Origin of the sequence: Jeotgalibaca sp. A127 (assembly GCF_052266745.1) — a bacterium.
Taxonomy (GTDB): domain Bacteria; phylum Bacillota; class Bacilli; order Lactobacillales; family Aerococcaceae; genus Jeotgalibaca.
In genome coordinates, this window is the sequence record NZ_JBQPRC010000001.1 from 219,367 (window position 1) to 239,908 (window position 20,542).

Annotated in this window: 22 protein-coding genes; 2 read left to right on the forward strand and 20 right to left on the reverse strand. The window is 39.9% G+C overall.

Translation table 11 applies throughout. The features are described from left to right. Genes ACTVAI_RS01115 through ACTVAI_RS01130 form a run of 4 tightly spaced genes read right to left on the reverse strand, consistent with a single transcriptional unit; the run spans position 1 to position 3,379 of the window. Complete coding sequence (locus ACTVAI_RS01115) at positions 1–576, reverse strand: V-type ATP synthase subunit E (RefSeq protein WP_443474434.1); 576 nt, start codon at positions 574–576, stop codon at positions 1–3. A 28-nt stretch (positions 577–604) separates the two neighbouring features. Further along, positions 605–1,081, reverse strand: coding sequence for a V-type ATP synthase subunit K (locus ACTVAI_RS01120; RefSeq protein WP_443474459.1), 477 nt, complete (start codon positions 1,079–1,081; stop codon positions 605–607). A 26-nt stretch (positions 1,082–1,107) separates the two neighbouring features. Continuing rightward, positions 1,108–3,072, reverse strand: a complete 1,965-nt coding sequence (locus tag ACTVAI_RS01125) for a V-type ATP synthase subunit I (RefSeq protein ID WP_443485691.1) — start codon at positions 3,070–3,072, stop codon at positions 1,108–1,110. Then, positions 3,059–3,379 (reverse strand): hypothetical protein, encoded by a 321-nt coding sequence (locus ACTVAI_RS01130; RefSeq protein WP_443485692.1) that lies wholly within the window; start codon positions 3,377–3,379, stop codon positions 3,059–3,061. Before ACTVAI_RS01130 ends, ACTVAI_RS01125 begins: the two co-directional genes overlap by 14 nt. 218 nt (positions 3,380–3,597) lie before the next feature. Here ACTVAI_RS01130 and ACTVAI_RS01135 point away from each other — a divergent pair, with 218 nt between their 5' ends. Next, entirely contained in the window at positions 3,598–3,945 is a 348-nt protein-coding gene (locus ACTVAI_RS01135; RefSeq protein ID WP_443474431.1) for a hypothetical protein, read from the forward strand. A 45-nt stretch (positions 3,946–3,990) separates the two neighbouring features. Here the strand turns inward: ACTVAI_RS01135 and cls are convergent, their stop codons facing one another. From cls to ACTVAI_RS01205, 14 genes are all read right to left on the reverse strand, one after another. Further along, entirely contained in the window at positions 3,991–5,439 is a 1,449-nt protein-coding gene (gene cls / locus ACTVAI_RS01140) for a cardiolipin synthase (RefSeq protein ID WP_443485693.1), read from the reverse strand. Positions 5,440–5,513: 74 nt separating this feature from the next. After that, entirely contained in the window at positions 5,514–6,068 is a 555-nt protein-coding gene (locus ACTVAI_RS01145) for an energy-coupled thiamine transporter ThiT (protein WP_443474429.1), read from the reverse strand. A gap of 15 nt (positions 6,069–6,083) precedes the next feature. Further along, positions 6,084–7,760 carry a ribonuclease J gene (locus ACTVAI_RS01150; RefSeq protein ID WP_443485694.1) on the reverse strand — a complete coding sequence of 559 codons (1,677 nt, stop codon included), beginning with the start codon at positions 7,758–7,760 and terminating at the stop codon, positions 6,084–6,086. A 311-nt stretch (positions 7,761–8,071) separates the two neighbouring features. Next, the gene (locus tag ACTVAI_RS01155; protein ID WP_443485695.1) at positions 8,072–9,109 is read right to left on the reverse strand and encodes an aspartate-semialdehyde dehydrogenase; all 1,038 of its coding nucleotides are present in this window, start codon (positions 9,107–9,109) and stop codon (positions 8,072–8,074) included. Positions 9,110–9,252: 143 nt separating this feature from the next. After that, entirely contained in the window at positions 9,253–10,638 is a 1,386-nt protein-coding gene (locus ACTVAI_RS01160; protein ID WP_443485696.1) for an oxaloacetate decarboxylase subunit alpha, read from the reverse strand. Beyond that, entirely contained in the window at positions 10,635–11,198 is a 564-nt protein-coding gene (gene citX, locus ACTVAI_RS01165) for a citrate lyase holo-[acyl-carrier protein] synthase (protein ID WP_443474520.1), read from the reverse strand. Before citX ends, ACTVAI_RS01160 begins: the two co-directional genes overlap by 4 nt. Positions 11,199–11,209: 11 nt before the next feature. Next, positions 11,210–12,748: a citrate lyase subunit alpha gene (gene citF / locus ACTVAI_RS01170; RefSeq protein ID WP_443474519.1), complete on the reverse strand. Its 1,539-nt coding sequence runs from the start codon at positions 12,746–12,748 to the stop codon at positions 11,210–11,212. A 6-nt stretch (positions 12,749–12,754) separates the two neighbouring features. Further along, positions 12,755–13,645 carry a citrate (pro-3S)-lyase subunit beta gene (gene citE, locus ACTVAI_RS01175; RefSeq protein WP_443485697.1) on the reverse strand — a complete coding sequence of 297 codons (891 nt, stop codon included), beginning with the start codon at positions 13,643–13,645 and terminating at the stop codon, positions 12,755–12,757. Next, entirely contained in the window at positions 13,633–13,944 is a 312-nt protein-coding gene (gene citD / locus ACTVAI_RS01180; RefSeq protein ID WP_443485698.1) for a citrate lyase acyl carrier protein, read from the reverse strand. The genes citE and citD overlap by 13 nt, the downstream gene beginning before the upstream one ends. Positions 13,945–13,949: 5 nt before the next feature. Beyond that, positions 13,950–14,984 (reverse strand): [citrate (pro-3S)-lyase] ligase, encoded by a 1,035-nt coding sequence (gene citC, locus ACTVAI_RS01185; RefSeq protein ID WP_443485699.1) that lies wholly within the window; start codon positions 14,982–14,984, stop codon positions 13,950–13,952. Positions 14,985–15,002: 18 nt separating this feature from the next. Continuing rightward, the gene (locus ACTVAI_RS01190; RefSeq protein ID WP_443474515.1) at positions 15,003–15,137 is read right to left on the reverse strand and encodes an OadG-related small transporter subunit; all 135 of its coding nucleotides are present in this window, start codon (positions 15,135–15,137) and stop codon (positions 15,003–15,005) included. A gap of 28 nt (positions 15,138–15,165) precedes the next feature. Continuing rightward, a complete protein-coding gene (locus ACTVAI_RS01195) occupies positions 15,166–16,233 on the reverse strand; it encodes a sodium ion-translocating decarboxylase subunit beta (protein ID WP_443485777.1) in 1,068 nt (355 codons plus the stop codon). Between the two features lie 81 nt (positions 16,234–16,314). Continuing rightward, positions 16,315–16,716 carry a biotin/lipoyl-containing protein gene (locus tag ACTVAI_RS01200; protein WP_443485700.1) on the reverse strand — a complete coding sequence of 134 codons (402 nt, stop codon included), beginning with the start codon at positions 16,714–16,716 and terminating at the stop codon, positions 16,315–16,317. 21 nt (positions 16,717–16,737) lie between these two features. Next, positions 16,738–17,085 carry a hypothetical protein gene (locus ACTVAI_RS01205; RefSeq protein ID WP_443485701.1) on the reverse strand — a complete coding sequence of 116 codons (348 nt, stop codon included), beginning with the start codon at positions 17,083–17,085 and terminating at the stop codon, positions 16,738–16,740. Positions 17,086–17,359: 274 nt separating this feature from the next. Between ACTVAI_RS01205 and ACTVAI_RS01210 the strand changes: the two genes are divergently transcribed. Then, a complete protein-coding gene (locus tag ACTVAI_RS01210) occupies positions 17,360–18,730 on the forward strand; it encodes a CitMHS family transporter (RefSeq protein WP_443473793.1) in 1,371 nt (456 codons plus the stop codon). 233 nt (positions 18,731–18,963) lie between these two features. Here ACTVAI_RS01210 and citG read toward each other — a convergent pair whose 3' ends face one another. Together citG and ACTVAI_RS01220 are read right to left on the reverse strand one after the other, a co-directional pair. Beyond that, the gene (gene citG / locus ACTVAI_RS01215) at positions 18,964–19,848 is read right to left on the reverse strand and encodes a triphosphoribosyl-dephospho-CoA synthase CitG (protein WP_443485702.1); all 885 of its coding nucleotides are present in this window, start codon (positions 19,846–19,848) and stop codon (positions 18,964–18,966) included. Further along, positions 19,838–20,530 carry a GntR family transcriptional regulator gene (locus ACTVAI_RS01220; RefSeq protein ID WP_443485778.1) on the reverse strand — a complete coding sequence of 231 codons (693 nt, stop codon included), beginning with the start codon at positions 20,528–20,530 and terminating at the stop codon, positions 19,838–19,840. The genes citG and ACTVAI_RS01220 overlap by 11 nt, the downstream gene beginning before the upstream one ends. Between the last annotated feature and the right edge of the window lie 12 nt (positions 20,531–20,542).

The window sequence follows — 20,542 nt, forward strand, 5'->3', positions numbered from 1 at the left end:
TTATTCATTTGTTTGAAATGCAAGGGAGGCCAGTTTGGGTGTAAAATCTTTTTTGATTTCCGTCACCATTTGGTCAAAGAAATAATTGTAATCAATGCCACCGACTTCCACGATGAACCCTGCTTTTGCTGGAACTGTTTCTTGGGAATAAGTAACGGTCGGATATTTTTTCAAGAACGCATCTGTAAAGTGTGCAACTGATTTTTCACCAGCAGTTACTTTAATAGCTTGTCCTTCAAATTGCTTCAACACGTTACTAGCAAAATTCTGGAAAGTGAGAGTATCCCATTCGGTCATTCTCTCAACTGCGCCAGCATAAATTTTGGTCATGATTGCTTGTTTTTCTCCCAGTAACACATTACGTTTCTCATTGCGCAATGATTGAGACTGGCGTTCATACTCCGCATGACTTCTCGAAAGGATTGAGGCTTTTTGATTTTTCTGATAATCAACAAAACGGAGACGATTTTCTTCCAATTTTTCATTGAGTTCTTTTTCTTTGGCCGCTATTTTTTGTTGGCCTTCTGCTTTCGTACGATCAAGTATTTGATTTGCTAATGTTTCTAATTCTTTCATTGGTAATCAACCATCCCTTCGTTCGTTTTTATCCGTTTAGAACTAATAGGAAGGAAATAACAAATCCTAAAATCGCGTAAGTTTCAACCATCGCAGAATAGATAATACCTTTAGTATTATGTTCTTCGCGTTTAGCCAAGATTTGCAGACCTGCTGTCGCTACACGACCTTGAGCAATACCTGATGTCAAACCTGTAAAAGCAATTGGCAATGCCGCCATGAACATGTACATGCCATCTTGCAATGCCATATCCGGTGTCATATTCAAGTAAATCAAGAAGCCAATAACGAAGCCGTACAAACCTTGAGTACCAGGTAATAGTTGCAAAATCAAAGACTTACCAAATTTTTCAGGTTGTTCTTTAATCAAGGCAGCAGCTGCTTCCCCGGTCATCCCCACACCTCTTGCGGAACCTGTACCAGCCAAAATAACTGCAATTGCCACACCCATAGCGGCAAAAATGAACCCACCGTTGTTTTCCATAAAGAATTGTAACCAAGTCATGTTTTCCATAAAAATATTCCTCCAATTTATCCGTTGTAATTATTTTTTAATTCAATATATTCTTCTGAAGTTCTTAAAGGATCTAGTGCTTTTCCGCCACCTTCGTAAAATTTCCCAAAAAACTCAACGAATATCAACCGGGCACCGTGAACATAGGCACTCAACAGTGATAACCCGATATTAATCAAGTGCAGAACGATAAACAGCAAAATCCCTACCGTGAAGCGTGCCGGAGTCGGCAAGAAGTCTATGATCATGTTGAAAGCGAGCGCGATACTACTACCAGACACTCCCAACGCCATGAGACGTGTATAACTGACGATATCCCCTACATAACCTGTGATACCGTACAAGTTGTATAAACCGAGCCCAAATCCAAGCCCTTTATTTTTGGATGCTAGCGTTGTCGCCAATAGAATGGCAATGACTCCTGCAATCGCAATACCTTGACCGATTGTAGCCAAGAAAGCATTTGGGAATACCATACTTGCGATAATCAAGACAATCAACCCGACGAAAATAACAATCCAACCCACACCATCGGAAATGGCACCTAACACATCTTTATCTCTAAAGAGCAAATAAGCCTTAAGACCAAGCCCCAACAAGATTTGCACAACCCCAAAAACGACCGATAATAAAAGAATCGTATTGACGTCATCCATCGTCGAGAGCAACATGAAAGGTAGTTCCAGTCCGAAAAACGAACCATAAATCAATCCCCAAATGATGGTTGGATAGGAGAGTAGGTGGAAAAAGAGAATGTTTTTGTTCATCGCTTTATTCATATGGAAGAATTTAAGCGCGGCGCCTGTAGCCAAGAACATGAGCAGCCCATAGCCGGCATCTGCCATCATCATCCCAAAGAATAATAAATAGAACGGCATCAAGAATGGCGTAGGATCCATCTCGTTATATTTCGGCAAGCTGTACATGGCGGTGATATTTTCGAAAGGAGCAACAAATTTACTATTTTTCAGTACAATCGGAACTCTGCTGATTTCTTCTTCCTGGACATCATCGACTATTATTGCATAATCCGCTGATTCGAGCCTTTGTTCAAGAATATCACGCATATCTGCCAATTTGCTCTCTTCCAACCATCCTTCAAGAACAAATAAATGACGTTCATCAACAATAAGTTGTTGTCCTCGGACACGCTGTAATTCAGCATAGGCATCTTCGATCATGAGTTGCAATGCCTGTTCTTCATTACGCATTGTTTTCAACTGCTCTTTAACTGCTTTATTTTCTTGAAGCAGTTTTTCCCTATCCCCAGCAACCCTTTTTAGTTCTAGTTCGGGTATTTGCGAGAAAGGATAATCGAGCGGGGAAAAATGATTTTCATCTAGATTTTTTCTCGCTTCATTTTCATCAGTGCGATCATATACAATTGAAATTCCGTATTCATCTCGCGTTTGAAAAATCTCTTCAATATAAAAGAGCCCACTATCTCGGATGGTTCGGATGAATGAGTCGGAGTCTGATTGGGGAACTGTACCAGTAAGCATAGTCAGATGTTTTAAGTTATGTGATTCAAAAGGTACATAATTAAGTTTTTCCCATTTAGATAAAAATGCTTCTTCTTCCAGAAGATTACCTAGTGCCTGTTCATTTTCCCTTAATAATTTGCGACTTCCTTCGATTTTTTCCAAAACTTCATGTTGGTTAATGGCTGCCACGCCTTCTTCCAACTCCTGAAGAGATAGTGCTTGTTTTGGTGTTCTTAATTTTTGCAACAACTTAGGTTGAGGCAAATATTGAACCAAAAAATTGAGCTGATCACGGTATTGATTGTACTTATCTTCCAAGGTCTTACTTTGGATTTCTAGTTGTTCTCTACGTCCTGAACTCATCGCTTGCACTTCAGCATATTCGGCTGACATGTCAATCAATTCCACACTCTGCAAACTCTGTAACTCTTTTAGGATTGCTTCCTTGTGGTCTTGAAAGGAAATGAGTTTCAGTTTACTCATTTTAGCTATTGCCATACTGTTTTATCACCTCTTCAATTACAATATCGACAAGTTTAGAATGTTTTTTGTCGTATAAAGACGACAGCGCTGCTTTTTCTTTCGTTTCTTCTAGCTTTAGCTCATCCTTCATCATTTCAAGTTTTTGTCGTTTCAATTCATCTTGTTCGCTTTGGTAAGCATTAAGATCTTTTTCGATAATATCTTTCATCTCAACAATTCTGGAGCCGGTATGCTTTTCCATTTCATCCAATTTTTCTTTATAATACTTCTCCAAGTCTCGCGCTTCTTGTTCAATTTTTTTAACTTCCGCTATCATATTCATCTATACCACCTCCATTTTTTAATAATTTTGTAATCATGATATTATTATAACGTTTATATTATGAGGTATCAAATCGATTTCAACGGCTTATTCCTAATATAGCACCAACTTATAATAGGAAGATAATGAGAATTTTCCCGAAAAAAGATTTTTTCCTTGCTTTTCCGAACAGATGTTCTATAATAATAACATACAAACAAACGTTCGGAGGAAACGCTATGGAAAACTACTACAATGAGCATTCTCGTCCTACGCTACTTAAATCTGGTAATATTTTACATAACAAAAATAACGAAACGACACATGCCGATCCAGTATTAACTGAGGCTGTGATGCCTTTGTACCAAGTAATCCGTTTTGCCAACCAAGCAGCCGAAAGAAAACAAACTGTCCTTATTACGGTTGAACATAAACTGGGTAAAAATGCATACACGCGTTCGACCATGAAAGGGATGTTCCGTTCTGGTGTGAATCAAAACAAACAAGTAACTTTTGAATCCTTTAATCGGAAGTTTCTCCATTTTTTCAACATTGATCAAATTTTAGCAATCCAGATTGCCGAATAAATCCAAATTGAGGACGTACCTTTTAACCAGGTAGGTCTTCTTCTATTATAAAATCGGTGATAACAATCGAGAGAATTGCTGTTTGAATTTCCGCCATTTCGATTGGTTTTCAAAATAGTCTCCGTCTACTTTTAAGCTTTTTTCGATGTCTTTATTAAAAAGAGTCATTAATTCTTGGGCAATATCAGGATCATAAATGAAAGAATTTATTTCAAAATTCAAACGGAAACTGCGAACATCCATATTTGCTGATCCAACAGTCGAAACCTCATTATCAATAACCATTACTTTTGAATGGAAAAAACCATCTTGGTAAATATAGACATTCGCACCGAACGCCAACATATCTTTGGCAAAATATTCAGTCGCTCGGTAAACAAACGGATGATCCGGCTTACTGGGAATCATGATATTAACTTCCACACCTGACATTACAGCCATTTTAATAATTTCATAAACACTCATATCCGGTATAAAGTATGGCGTTTGGATGTAAATTGATTTTTTAGCCTGACTAATCATTTTGATGAAACCCATTTTGATAGCTTGAACATCATTCTCTGGACCACTGGCTGCAATTTGCATGGTGGTATTTCCCACTTTTGATGAAATCGGGAAGTAGCGATCCTCATATTTCACACGCTCTTCTTCAAGTACAACAGCATTCCAGTCCATAAAAAAACGACTCTGAAGTGTCAATACAGCATTACCTTGAATTCGCAAATGCGTATCACGCCAGTTCCCTAAAGGTCCTAAACCTAAATATTCATCCCCGATATTAAATCCACCCATATAGGCTACTTTACCATCCACCACCAAAATTTTTCGGTGATTTCGGTAGTTCATTCGTAAGTTAACAAAAGGAATTTTCGAACCGAAGAAAACCTCGGATTTTCCGCCTAAACTTTCCAAACGGTCAAAAAAATCACGGTCATTGCCGCGGCAACCCAATGCGTCGTATATAACCAAAACTTCCACACCTGCCTCCGCACGTTCTTCAAGGGCATCCATGATGCGTTGACCTAAAGCATCCGACCGAAAAGTGTAATAGAGGAGATGGATATGCTCTTTGGCACTTTTGATATCTTCAATAAAGCGATTAAATTTCTCTTCTCCATCGGTTATGATTTCAACCTTATTCCCACGTGTCAATATCGATTCATTCGTTTCTAACAGCAAAATAGCCGTGTTAATGCGATATTCCTCATCTGCATCTGCCTTTTCGAATTCTTCTTCTTCAAGCATTTCTTTTTGAAATGCTGCCAATTCAGACATTCCCAGACTTTTTTGTGTCTTCAAGTCATAGATTTGATCCGATGACATTTTCTTTCCAATAAAAAAATATAGGATAAAACCTATAACAGGAAGCATCGTTAGTGTTAAAAGCCAAGCCCAAGTTGCTGTAACATCCCTTTTTTCATGAAACACGGTATAGATTGCCCCAACTGTATTCAAGAAGATAATTGCGAGTATGATTTGTCCCCATAAGTTCATCCATTTCACTCCAGCTTCAGATTGTTGACTCATAACAAAAAAGGAGAGGGAATTAAAATCCCATCCCCTTTATTTTAATCATTTAGTAATCGTGATTTTTCTTTTCGACTTAAAAATGGTGTGTCTTTGGGTATAAAAGCTTTTGGCGCGACTTTCGCGACAATCACCAAAATTATTGACACAATAGCAGCCGTAATGGACCATCCAATCAACTCACTCGTTAATTCCCCTGACTCGACTAACAGCCAAATGAAGAATAAGAAACTACCAAATATTGAAGCAGTCACAATATTCAAAGCAGCATTGGGAAACCTTTTATTATTAAGGGTTCGTTGCGTATTTCTAGCAAACAAGCCGCTAAGACCAATAAATCCGTAAGGACCGAAATAAGTAACCAATCCGGACATCACATCTGCTTCGCCTAAATTCATTACCAAGATGGTAATTCCGACCAGAATACTGGCCAGAAGACCTTGAATCAATCCGCGTCGAAGAGCGAAAAACACCAACGGCAAAACAGCTAAAACAATCAAATAACCACTAAGTTGTAATGATACCAGTGACAATAAAACCGTAACAACGACTGTCACCATAGCCTCAATCCAACCTTTTAAACTTGTTGAACCCATCTATCTACTCTCCTTTTATTTCTTTGAATAACTGGAAGCTTCCATAATAATAGGCAAGATAACGGGACGTCGTTTCGTTTCTTCAAATAAATAACGGCTGAGAGAATCCCTGATCTCCTGCTTCAGTGTCGCCCACTCAAAATCTTTATTCTTTAGGTTATCTTCGACTACCTTACGAGCAATCTCGGTACTGTTCTTGATTAGGTCTTCACTGGCTTTCATATAAACAAAACCACGAGAAATAATTTCTGGACCTGATAAAATTTTACCTTGTCGACGCGAAATGGTGATGACAGCAATAAAAATACCATTATCAGCCAGCAACTTACGGTCACGCAAAACAATATTTCCGATATCCCCTACGCCGATACCGTCAATTAAGACGTTTCCAGCCGGGACTTGACCTGCCATCCGCATACGGCCATCTTTATATTCAATGACATCCCCTTTACTAGGAATGAAGATATTTTTGAAAGGAATGCCTACTTCATTCGCTAACTGTGCGTGAGCGGCTTGAAGACGGTATTCGCCTTGCACGGGAACAAAGTATTTTGGTTGTAGTAAATTAATCATCAGTTTCAGATCATTTGGTGTTGCATGGCCTGACACTTTAAATGCTTCAGAGATTTCTTTAACAGTTGCCCCAGCACGATAAAGTAGGTTTTTCGTTTTAGCAACGGTTTTTTCCATTGATGTAGAGGGAGTCGTTGTAATGTAAACAAGGTCACCTTCAATAATGTTCGTTTGTTGGTGTTTGTTATTAGCCATGCGTTGCAATGCTTCCATAGGATCGCCTGCTTGACCAGTTTCCAGAATAATAATTTCATCCGGGCTGATGCTATCTAGATTTTCTTGCGTTACTAGAACATCACGGGATGGTAATACTAACTTGCCTAATTTTATGGCAGCATCCACAACTTCAACTAATTTAGACCCCGTCATGAATATTTTACGCTTTGTTTGAAAAGCTGCGTCAAATACTTGTTGCAGGCGCATGATATTGCTGGCAATACAAGCAACGATAACCCGCCCATCAGCATTGTTGAAGGTATCAACCATTTCTTCGGTTACACGTAAATCACTTACATTTTCCACTGGAGATTCCGCATCACTGGAATCACTAAGTAGGGCTAAGACACCTTCTGAGCCAATAGCTGTGATTTTACTGAAATCAGTTCGGTACATTTCCGGTGCACTGTGATCAAACTTGAAATCACCGGTATAAACAATACTACCTTCCTTGGTTTGAATACAGATACCTACTGAATCCGGAATTGAGTGAGTTGTCCGGAAGAATTTGACTACAACATTCTCAAATTCAATCGCTGTTTTTTCATTGACTACATGGAAGCCATCAAATTTTGGTGATAAGCCGGTTTCTTTAACCGAGAGCTTTGCCAATTCAACGGTTAACTCTGTACCAAATACAGGAACGTCAATATTTTCCAGGAAATATGGTAATGCTCCTACCGCATCTTCATGGCCGTGTGTCAAGAAAACACCTGCGATACGATTTTTATTTTCTTCTAAGTATGTGAAATCTGGAATAACAATATCGATACCCAGCAATTCATTTTCAGGATATAACAAACCACAATCCAACACAAAAATTAATTCGTCTACTTCAACTACATACATGTTTTTTCCGTTTTCGCGTACGCCACCTAACGGAATAATATTTATTTTACTCATAAAACACCTCTTCTTTAAACTTAATTAGTTATTGGTCATCTTTTCGCTGAAGGACTTTAGAACTTATAAAACACAATCACCTTTTTTCAGAAAAATAACCTCTTTAATGCAACCTGCTTCCTGAGATGTTCAAATGAATTACATAAGAACATCCGCAGTTTACATTCGCATTAAAAAGGTTTCACTTCTCAGTCACGAAATAGATGGTAATAATGAACGAACTTTCCAATAGTTTCGTCAGCGATACTCCCTTTTCATCCATTATAACCTATCCACTACCAATTTGTCACAATAAGCACAGTAAAAGAAGTTTATACAAGTGCCATTTCGATCATTTTTTCGGCAATTTGGATGGAATTCCATGCTGCCCCTTTAATAAGGTTGTCAGAAACAATCCACAAATGGAAACCTTTGGGATTGTCCACATCTCTTCTAATTCTTCCTACATAAGTATCTTTCTTATCTACCGCAGTTATTACCATCGGATAAGTTTGTGTAGAGGGGTCATCTTGAAGGACAATTCCTGGAGCATCCTTCAATACTTCCCGAATCTCATCTGCCGTAACCCCATCTTTTTCAACTTCAATATAAACAGATTCAGAATGTCCACTCATAACAGGAATACGTACACAAGTTGCTGCAATTTTCAAATTTGGCAGCCCCATGATTTTTTTCGTTTCGTTCATCATTTTCCACTCTTCAAAAGTATAACCATCTTCAGAGAAAAGATCGATTTGTGGAATTGCATTGAATGCAATCGGATAGTGTTTTTTGTCTCCACCAGATGGCAGGATATTTGCTTTAGGTTCTTCCCCAGCCAATACAGCTTTTGTCTGCTCTTCTAATTCTTCCAAAGCATGTAAACCTGCTCCGCTGACTGCCTGGTAAGTGGAAACAATGACGCGATCTAGCCCAAAGGCTGCTTCAATCGGCTTTAACGCCGCCACCATTTGGATGGTAGAGCAGTTCGGATTTGCAATCAGGTAGGTATGATCTCGCAGAGCTTCAGGATTTACTTCCGGAACAACCAATGGTGTATTCGGATCCATTCTGAACGCACTCGTATTATCAATCACAATTGCACCGCTATCGCGAGCTGCTTGATGAAATTTTTGGGTGATAGAACCGCCTGCGCTAAAAAAGGCAATATCAATACCTTTAAAGGCGGATTCAGTTGTTTCCTCAACGGTTACTTCTTGGCCATTAAAAATTAGTTTTCTTCCTGCTGAACGTGCAGAAGCCAACAAGTGCAACTCATTGATTGCAATACTTGAATCTTCCAATAACTGGATTAATTTTTCACCAACAGCACCCGTTGCTCCAACAATTGCTACATTATATTTTTTCACTGTTTAGTCCCTCTATTCCATTTGCTTATTTGATTATGAACTATAATAGCACAAAAATGAGAAAATTTTAATGTTTTTGTTTTAATTCGTAAAAATACCAAAAAAGACTAATTGCAAAAATCGCAATTAGTCTTTGATTATCATTAATATGTAATCGTTACTTCCTGGATAGGAACATCATAAAATGGATCTTTGCGTTTTTTCAAGAAAGGCAAAGCTAACGAAGGGAACAATGCGTACATCAAGACGTCCTCGGTTGACTCCCCTAAATCTCCCAATTCAGCTGCGAAATCAGCCATTTTAGGTTCCAGCAAGTCTGCCGGACGAACCGTCAGAACTTCCTCATTCCCAATGATTTTTTCAGTCATTTCTTCTGAAATTGGAGCTGGGGGTTGGCCATAAAGTCCTTTTACATAGTCTTTGATTTCCTTGGGAATCATCTTATAGCGCTCGCCGCTCAAAACATTCATGACCGCTTGGGTTCCGACCATTTGGGATAACGGTGTTACCAATGGCGGATAACCTAATTCAGCACGCACCACCGGCACCTCCCGCAGCACTTTTTCATATTTGTCCTCTTGTTTGGCATCTTTTAATTGAGACAGTAAATTGGACAACATCCCACCGGGTACTTGATAAAGCAATGTATTGGGTTCAACATCCATAACTTTGGGGTTCAGGATGCCATCCCTACGAAACTCTTCCTTGATCGGCCGGAAATAATCCGCAATTTCTTTCAATTTTTCTTGATCAAGCCCACAATCGTAGCCAAGTTCTTCCAATGCAATGGCAACCGATTCAGTTGCGGGTTGGCTCGTTCCGCCTGAAAATGGTGAAATTGCCGTATCAATGATGTCTGCACCGGCTTCCACTGCCTTGAGGTAAGTCATTTCGGCGATGCCACTCGTTGTATGCGTATGCACTTGAATCGGTAACGCTGTGACTGATTTGATTGCCTTTACCAATGAATAGGCGTTAGCCGGCGTTAAAATCCCCGCCATATCTTTAATGGCAATGGAATCAGCACCCAATGCAACCATTTCTTTAACAAGACCGATATAATACTCATCGGTATGGACATCGCTGATTGTGTAACAAATACAAGCCTGGGCATGACCGCCATTCTTCTTGATGGCTTTCATTGACGTTTCTAAGTTTCGGGTGTCATTCAAGGCATCGAAGACGCGGACAATATCGATCCCGTTTTCAATTGCTTTTTGAATGAAGCTCTCAACTACATCGTCCGGATAGTGCTTGTAACCTAAAAGGTTTTGACCCCGTAACAGCATTTGTAATTTTGTATTTTTTACATGTTTACGAATGATGCGTAACCTTTCCCAAGGATCTTCATCCAGATAACGCAAGGCGCTATCAAATGTCGCGCCTCCCCACACTTCCAAAGCATGGTACCCTGCTTGATCCAGGGTTTCCAGAATTGGCACCATTTGTTCCGTCGACATACGCGTAGCGATTAAACTTTGGTGTGCATCACGGAGAATCGTATCCATAAATTTCACTTGTTTATTCACGATTGGCCCACTCTCCCATCTTTTATCATTAATTCTTCAATTTTCATTACCATTTCTTCTATCGTATGGGTGCGATTACGACCGCACTCTTTAGCTGGTTTGGAACAAACAAAACATTGTCTTTGCGAAAAACCGGCTTGTGCCCGGTTAATCGTATGGATATTTCCATTGCAATAATGAAGGACATCCATATCCCAGAGACGTCCTATTGAAGACTCAGTCTCCAAATCAATCGTTTCCTGCTTAACAAGCATCGGCAATGCTTCTAACACCACAAAATATTCAGGTCCAGTTGGAAGCATGATCGTTTTTTCGAATGATTGCGTCCATCCTTGTTTTTGAATACGATTTTGTAATTCCTCAACACCTATTTCAAATAAACGCCTGATTGCTGCATTATTTTTTATGGGGCCTGGAATATTACACTTTAAAGCGACTAACACACTATCGGGAAACTTGATGCAAAGTTTTTCTTCAAGCTTAGCTCTTTGTTCCCTAGCAGCCAATACTTGTTGTAAACTTGGTTGTTGACCATTTGAAAAAAATAATGAATTTCCCATCATAAACCTTCTTAATCTTTTACTTCACGAACAACATCGATTACTGAACCGTCACGGTATTCGATGACAGCTACGACTTTTTCACCGTATTCGATTGCGTCTGGAGTACCTACTGTTCCATAAGCTTTTTCTTTTAATTCCTCAATTGTGTAGACTGGAACATCTATTCCATTAAATGCTTCAACTAAATCATTTCTACGTGGATTAATGGCAATCCCGATATCCGTTACAACGACATCAATGCTTTCTCCAGGTGTGATTACTGTATTTACATTATCAACGATACATGGAATTCTTCCACGAATAAGCGGTGTACAAATGATACTCAGTTTACTTGCAGCAGCTGTATCACAGTGACCTCCTGAAGCGCCACGGATGAGTCCGTCTGAACCAGTCATAACGTTTACGTTGAAGTCTGTATCCACTTCTAGTGCTGAAAGAATGACTACATCTAATTGGTTAACCGCTGCCCCTTTGTTCCCTGGGTTTGCATAGAAAGATGCGCTAATTTCATAGTGATTTTCGTTATTTTTCAAAGAAGATGCGGCACCGCGGTCAAAGGATTGCACGTCGATTACTTTTTCAACCAAGCCCTCTTCAAGCATGTCAGACATTTGTTTTGTTAAACCACCTAGACCAAAACTTGCCTTTATATCATCTTTAATCATGCTTTCTCGTAAGTAACGCGCTACTGCTAGTGTAGATCCACCTGTCCCCGTTTGGAAAGAAAACCCTTCTTTATAGTAAGGTGATTTCGTAATAACTTTATTTGCATTTTGTGCAATCAGTAATTCGCGCGGGTTTGTTGTTAATCGTGTAGCTCCCTTGGCAATACCATTTGGATCGCCAATTGCATCCACTTTAACGACATAATCGACATGATTTTGCGGAATACTAATAGGTGTATTCGGATAGGCTACCAGCGTATCGGTAATGATTACCACTTTATCAGCATATTCAGCATCAATTTTAGCATATCCCAATGAGCCACAAGTTGCATTACCATGCGATCCGTTCGCGTTTCCATAGGCGTCTGAACTTGGTGCGCCAAGGAACGCTACGTCAATATGAATGTCTCCCATTTCAATAGCTCTTGCACGTCCACCATGAGAACGGATAACGACTGGGTTATCCATTAACCCATTGGATATCGCCGCACCTAACTTATCGCGTAAACCACTTGAGGTGATGTTTGTGACAACTCCATTTTTAATATGTTCTATTAATGGTTCATGAACGTTTGCAAGAGAAGAAGATGCTAGTGTTAAGCCCTTGATCCCTAACGCAGCAATCTCAGCCATGACCATATTTAAGACATAATCGCCTTCACGGAAATGGTGGTGAAAGGAAATAGTCATCCCATCTTTAAGTCCAGATTTTATAATAGCTTCTTTGATGGAATCAACAAGCTTGTCATCGCCAGGTTGAATAGCTGTTACAGTACCAGCAGCACGTTTATAATTTTGTCTTCTTGCGAATTGTCCTTCGAAATCTCCATATTTTTCACTGATATCTACAGGGATTTCTTTTCCTAATTTATTTAATGGCATTATCTCTTATTCTCCCTTCTTGTAAACACCAGCAGCTTCAGCCAACATCAAGGTCCGCTCAGCACGCTCTACGATAGGTTTATCAATCATTTTCCCGTTCAATGCAATGACTCCTGAACCTCTTGCTTCTGCTTCTTCGATTGCATTTACGACATCGATAGCATTGGCAATTTCTTTTTCGCTTGGAGTGTAAACGTCATTGACTACAGGAATTTGACGCGGGTTGATAACAGACTTGCCATCGAAACCTAGTTGTTTAACAAATTCCACTTCTTTACGTAAGGTATCCAAATCATCAACATCGGAAAACACTGTATCCAATGCTGCTATCCCCACTGCCCGTGCCGCATGAACAATCATTGAACGCGCAAAAAATAATTCTTCACTGTTTCGTTCTGGATATCTTCTCGTTTTCATTGCCGTAACGTAATCTTCGGCGCCTATTGCAATTCCGATTAAACGATCACTCGCTTGCGCAATGGATAGTGCATTTAATACACCAATTGGCCCTTCGATAGCAGCCATCATCTTGGTTGATCCCACTGCCCGACCACATTGTCTTTCAGCTTCTTCAATGACTGCTTCTGTATCAAGAACATCTTGAGCGGTTTCCGTTTTTGGTAGACGAATGACATCGATTCCTGCCCTTACCATGGCATGAACATCATCCTTGCCACCTGCATCCAAGCCATTAATACGTACAACCGTTTCAGTATTCCCGTAGTCTATCGTTTTTACTGCCTGATAAACGAGAAATCGGGAAGTATCTTTTTCTTTCAAGGATACAGAATCTTCCAAATCGAACATAACGGAGTCTGCACCATAAATATATGCGTCACGAAGCATCCCTGCATTACTTGCAGGCACGAACATCATCGTTCTTCTTAAACGTTCCATTCTTCAATTGCCCCCCAATTATAATCAGATGTAATACCGGCAGAACGGTGCACAGCTGCCATGGTTCTGGCGATTATCGTACAATCCAAAGCACCTTGATCGACAACAACCAGTTTTGCATCTTCTACCTCAAGATTTTTCAATGTCGTTTCGAGAACTTCTCGAATTTTTTTACCAAATTGTTTCTGTACGCTACTCTTTAAATCAATCTCGATACCTTTCCCGTCATTTCTATCAATCAAGATTTGAACATCGGAAGACTCCAAGGTGCCTGCTATTGCTTGTTTCTCAATAATCAATTTTTTCACTCCTTGTTTTGAATGTTATGGATAATCATTGCCCCTGCTGCTGTATTTAAAAATTCATAAGTCGAATCGGGCAACAATGGCCTTGTTTCCGCTACTTTATTTTCTTTTAATAATTGTCGGACCCGGGATGCACTGATTACATCCGCGCCAACTTGTTTGCGTTCCAGGATAATCAATTCTAATTTTTTGCCGAATACTTTTTTCAATGCCTCATTGTAAATGTTCGTGGCAAACGATAATGGTTCCATTCCTACGTAACGACGATTAATATTGAGGGCAGGTGCAATCTTTTCACAGAATATCAAGGCATCCAAACGCGCTTGTATTTCTGTCACATCCGTTTCCTCCCTTAAAAAATATGAAGGAAATGTTTTGGCGGAAACCATGTAATCGCCCGTGTCATGCACCAGCACATTACTTAAATGAGCTGTTCCTTTTTCAACGAGTTCTTTACGGACTTTTTGCGGAAAAACAGAAAGATCCTCTGATAAAACAAAAACGTGGACCACATCATTTTCCTTACTTGCTTTTTCAATCAAGTATTGGTGTCCGAGTGTAAAAGGATTCGCATTCATTACAATACCGGCAATGTTTTCCCCAGGTATTTTTCTGGTTTTCAGTTCTTCCAAGAAATTATCGAAGCCTTTTGTCGCTTTTTCGAGAAATACAAGGTGATTCTCAACTCGTGCAATTTCTTTGAACCCCATGTATAAGAAAGACTGAACCGATTCTGGTTTTGTATAGACGTAGCACTGGGAATATCCTTTTTCAAATACTTCATTCATTAAATGGGAGATGAGGGTGTTGATTACCCCGCCTCCCGTATAACTTTTGCATACCGCAATACACTTCAGGACATTTTGATGGAGCGAACCGGTTGCGATGATTCCATCACCATCATATATTGCCACTGTATAATCGACTGCTTCCTCTGGGCGTATATGTGCTTGGTCCAATAACCAATGCCAATCTTTTAGCGCTTGTTTATTTTTATTAATCCACAAACGTTTGACGTTATAAGATTGCTCCATCGAAATGCTCCTTTATTATTATTTTTTTGCAGGGAAAGCCTTCAGCAACCCCATGCTTACTACATACAAGATGAAGAGCACCAAGAACACGCCTGGCCAGCCAAAAAGTAAAATCTCAAATGCTCCACGTAAATTATCCATATCAATATTCATTTCAATTTCTCCTTTCAAGAAACGGCTATTAGCCGCCGAAGTAAGCCAAAATCAATCCACCGGCGATTACAGAAGCGATTTGCCCTGAAACGTTGGCGCCAATTGAAAAATTCAACAGGAAGTTTTGTGGATCTGCCTCAGTAGCCATTTTTTGTACCACACGTGCCGACATTGGGAAGGCAGAGATACCGGCTGCGCCAATCATTGGGTTGATTTTTTCCTTGCGGAATACGTTCAACAGTTTAGCGAACAACACACCACCGATAGTGTCCATGACGAATGCCAACAATCCGAAGGCAATAATCATCAACGTTTGAAGATTCAAGAATTGATCTGCCGTCATTTTCACGGCGATGGTCAATCCAAGCAAAATTGAAACCAAGTTTACCAGCTCATTTTGAGCCGTTTGGCTCAAACGGTTCAAGACCCCACATTCACGCAACAAGTTACCGAACATCAGGAAACCTACCAAAGGCAAGGAAGCCGGAGCGATGAAACCGGAAACGATGGTCACAATGACCGGGAAGAAAATCAAGGTGATGCGTGAGACTTGCGATGCTTTATAAGGCATACGGATTTTACGTTCTTTTTCTGTCGTTACCAATTTAATGGCAATCGGTTGGATAATAGGAACCAATGCCATATAGGAGTAGGCCGCGACCGTGATTGGTCCCAACAAATCAGGTGCCAAGGCATTCGCCACGAAAATGGACGTTGGGCCATCGGCTGCACCGATGATGCCGATAGATGCGGCTTGCTCCAAGTTGAAGCCAAACATCACAGCTACAATAATCGTAAAGAAGATACCAAATTGCGCTGCCGCACCAAACAAGAACATGAATGGATTTTGCAACAATGGACCAAAGTCAATCATTGCGCCGATACCGATGAAAATCAATAAGGGAAATAATTCCGTTTCAATTCCTGCTTCAAACAGGATATTCAAGACGCCTTTCATGTCGCTGCCTGCTTGCGTTACCAAACCTGAATTCGGGAAGTTTACCAAAATGGCTCCCAGTCCCATTGGGACAAGCAATGTTGGTTCATATTCCTTTTTGATTCCTAAATACATCAACACCATTCCGATGACCATCATGGTTAGTTGGCCGGGTGTCACTGATAAAATGCCTTGTACAATTGTATCCACTTATGTGTTCCTCCGTTCTATCTTTACAAATTAATTAATGAAAACGATGGGTTCACCAACGTCGATTGGTGCACCTTTGGTTGCAGAAACTGCCGTAATCGTTCCTGCGCGAGGAGCCACAATTTCATTTTCCATTTTCATTGCTTCCAAAACTGCCACAACCTGGTTCTCTTCCACAACGTCGCCTACCTTAACCTTGATATCCAGAATGTTTCCCGGCATTGGAGAAGTGATTTCCTCACCTTCACCACTTACTGGTTGAACGGGTGTTGTTGGCGCTGCTGGTGTTGGAGGTGCTACAGGTGCGGCTTGAGGAACAGGATGTGTTGTTTCCACAACTTGATTTTGAAGTTGGGATGCCCCTGCGGTCAACTCTTCCATTTCTACCATATACTCTTTACCGTTGATGTTAACTCTGAATTTTCTTAACATAATTTTTTCCTTCTTTCTTTTTTAGTTTATTCTTTCTATTTTTCTTAACACGAAGTTTGCATCTGGCTGGTCATTTGCGGCTATGGCACCCACAATAGCGGCAGCAATCTCTTTATCCGTATCAATTCGGGTAATTTTCTTAATATGAAACTTTTTCCCACTGTAATGCTCTGCTGCTATAGATGAGACAATGACAGAAACAACCTCTTTTTCTTCGTCATCAATTGGTAATGTGAAATCTACTTCACTTCTGGCTGCTGTATCTGGCTGCTTTTGCCTTATTTCAACTGAATCGGGTTTGAGAATTTCCGTTGAACGAGCACGTGTTACATTTTGATCCGATTTTCTGAACCAATTAAATAATCCCATTTCGCTTCCCTCCTTTGCACTTCATGTTTACTCTTACATTATAAGAGAAAAGGCATACATAAATCTGTTTTTTAAGTGTCTTTGGTGTTTTAATGCTGGTTTACGCTTAAAATCCCTAGTTATTAAGCGTTTTACACACTGACTAATTCAGTAATTAACAAGAAACGCTTTCAAGTTAATTTTTTTTGGTGTTCTTTTCCTTTCTGTCTGTAGTTGGAAACGTTTTTTTACATTATACTAAACATGTTCAAAAAATTTCAAAGGAGTGAACAAAATGTTAACGTTTTTATCTTGGGGAATGATTATTGTCTTTATGGCGCTAATCATGAGAAAGAAACTGACACCTTTCTCAGCACTAATTTTAGTTCCAATTGCATTCGCACTAATTGGTTCTTTCTTCGGTCTTTATACCGAACAAGCTTCTGAATTACTGGAAGTGGCAAATCCTACCATTGTTGATCAAATTTTGGTTATTGGTGAATGGGCTGTTCAAGGGATTCAGTCTGTATCAACAACTGGTGTGATGTTACTATTTGCTATTCTATATTTCGCGATCATGCTTAATGCGGGACTGTTTGATCCTGTTACTAAAAAAATGATTCAATTTGCTAATGGTGACCCTGTCAAAGTATTAATCGCAACCGCTGTCGTTGCTGCATCCGTATCCTTGAATGGAGATGGAACGACGACTACATTAATCACATGTACTGCGTTTATTCCTATCTATAAAAAACTGGGCTTAAAGATGATGAACTTAGGTGTTTTGATTATCTTGATGAACACAATCATGAATCTATTGCCTTGGGGCGGACCTACAGCTCGGGTTATTTCTGTATTGAACCTTGATGAGCAAGAAATTTTACGTGCTCTAATGCCGGGTATGATTGCTTCTGTAATATTCATGCTGGGTGTTGCTTATTACATGGGTATTAAAGAAAGAAAACGCATTGGTGTAACAAAACTAACTAAAGAAGAAATCGAAGAATTAACTGCCGTGACGGATCCTGAAGAATTAGCTATGAGACGTCCAGAAAAAGTATGGATTAATGCAATTATGACTGTTGCTTTAATCGTTATGCTGATGGCTGGTACTTTCCCATCTGTATTCCTATTCTTGGTGGGTACTGCTCTCGCACTTGTGATTAACTATAGTTCATTGAAAGATCAAAAAAATCGTATCCAGGACAATGCTGGTGATGCTGTTCAGGTTGTAATTTTAGTTCTTGGTGCAGGTATTTTTATGGGGCTATTCACCGGTTCTGGCATGGCTGTTGCATTGGCAGAAAGTTTGACAGCTATCATCCCTCAAAGCTTCGGAAGATGGTGGGGACTGCTTACAGCTTTATTATCAGCACCTGGTACATTCTTCCTGTCCAACGATGCCTTTTACTATGGTGTGTTACCTGTATTATCGGAAGCCGGTGCTCAATATGGATTCACGGCTATGGAACTTGGGGTCGCTTCCCTCCTTGGACAAGCTTACCACTTGCTAAGTCCACTTGTTGCTTTCATCTATTTACTACTAAATCTAACAGGTTTGGATATGGGTGAATGGCAAAAAGAATCTGCTAAATGGGCGACTGGAATCTTTATCATTTTCATCGCTGTAGCAGCAATAACTGGTTCTGTTCCATTATTCAAATAAAAGAAAATCCAAAAAACCAACCTGGAAATTTTCCCAGGTTGGTTTTTTTAAATGGTTCTTGGTTATCTGGTGTTGGTGAAGGAAATGTCCTTCGGCCTGCGTGTTTGCTTGTGTACTGCCGTGGGACCGCCCTGAGCCTGTAGTCTCCGGGATTGCAAGCCTCAAAGGGACCCCACCATCCTTTGGGATTTCCGAGAAGAATACCTACCAACACCATTTATTATAGAGCCTTTTTAATCTATAATTTTTTCTACTTTACTTATCAAAATTGCAACGGAAAGTAAATCCGCGGATCCTCCTGGACTTATATTCAAGGCCATGAAATCCTGATTCATTTCTTTCACTTGTTCAATTGCTTCTCTTTGCGACATCCCTCCAGCTTGTATAAACGCTTTAGATCGTCTCTTTACGTCTTGTAGGGTTTCGATATTGCTGCGATGGATAATATTAGAATCTTCAGTAGTAGCCATTAATAAAAATAAAGAATCCAACAATCGCTTATTTAAGTCCATTCCAACTGTTTTTCGTAAGTAAGGCAGTACTTCCACCATGACAGAGGGGAATCCTTGTTCAACCTCACCACGAACCCCAGTTATCCCATATTTTTGATAGAGTTTTTCGCCATGCGTCAAAAAGGCTTTTTTATGCAAATTAGAAAGTTCCCGGCTTACTAAACCATCAGTAATTTCCTTGACAATCTCGATGACTGCTACTGTATCCCCGGCTGTAAAGTCGTTTATGTGAGGATTTCTTTGTAAATAAAGCCCGTATGAAGTTAAAAGAATCCCCAGTGAGAAAACAACCCCTTTATGGGTATTTATTCCCTTTGTTTCGTCAAACATGCGCTTCTCAGCCTCAATCCCAATTTTTCGAATGTGGGGTAACAGTTCTGAAAGGGGCCCATTATAGATGAGGCCTAATTTAACGAGTTCTGAAAATGGTTCCTTAAAAGCAGTGGCGCTCAGGATAAAGGTATGGATATCCATATCCTTATGTGACCCAGCATCATGAGCATCCACCAAGCCTGGTTTGGGAGTCAAAACGGCTTCGGTTAACAACGCTTGCTCTGCTAGAGTGCTGAGTTTAAGGCACCAATATTCTATCTTGTTATCTTCCATCTCGAGCTTCCCCTTCAACCATCTCCATAATGATATTATCCTTGGAATAGTCTAAATGCTTGGTGATAATCAGCGTGATACGTTCTTCATCACGGTCTCGCATTCCCTCATAAATCATCCAGTGTTCGCTAATCGCTTTATCACGACGCGCCTTCCCACGCAGGGAAATATCCCGGAAACGTTTTAAGTATTCACTTAAGGCCGTTACTATATGTGCCAAACGTGGCATTCTGCTAAAACGGTAAATCATGGCATTAAACTCTCCAAATAATTCCGTCACTAGCTTTACGTCATCGTTATTGTTTGCTTCGTCTGTTCTTTCCAACAATTCACGCAATTCTGCATAATCTTCCTCAGACATAATATGCATTGCATTCGTTGTTGCCAAAACTTCCAATACTTTACGGATTTTAAATATTTCAATGGCATCTCCAACCGTAATTTTCTTTACGACTGTCCCATATCCAGGAATCTTTTCCACTAATTGCTCTTTTTCAAGTCTACGGAGTGCTTCCCGGATAGGGGTACGGCTAATATTGAGTCTTTCAGCATACTCCTTTTCATTAATTCTATCCCCAGCTGGAATAATCCCCTGGATAATCGCTTGTCTCAAACCATTAAATACGCTTTCATTAATCGGTAAATTTTGCTTTAAATCTACTAATTTTATAACTGCTTCCATATAATCGTGCAC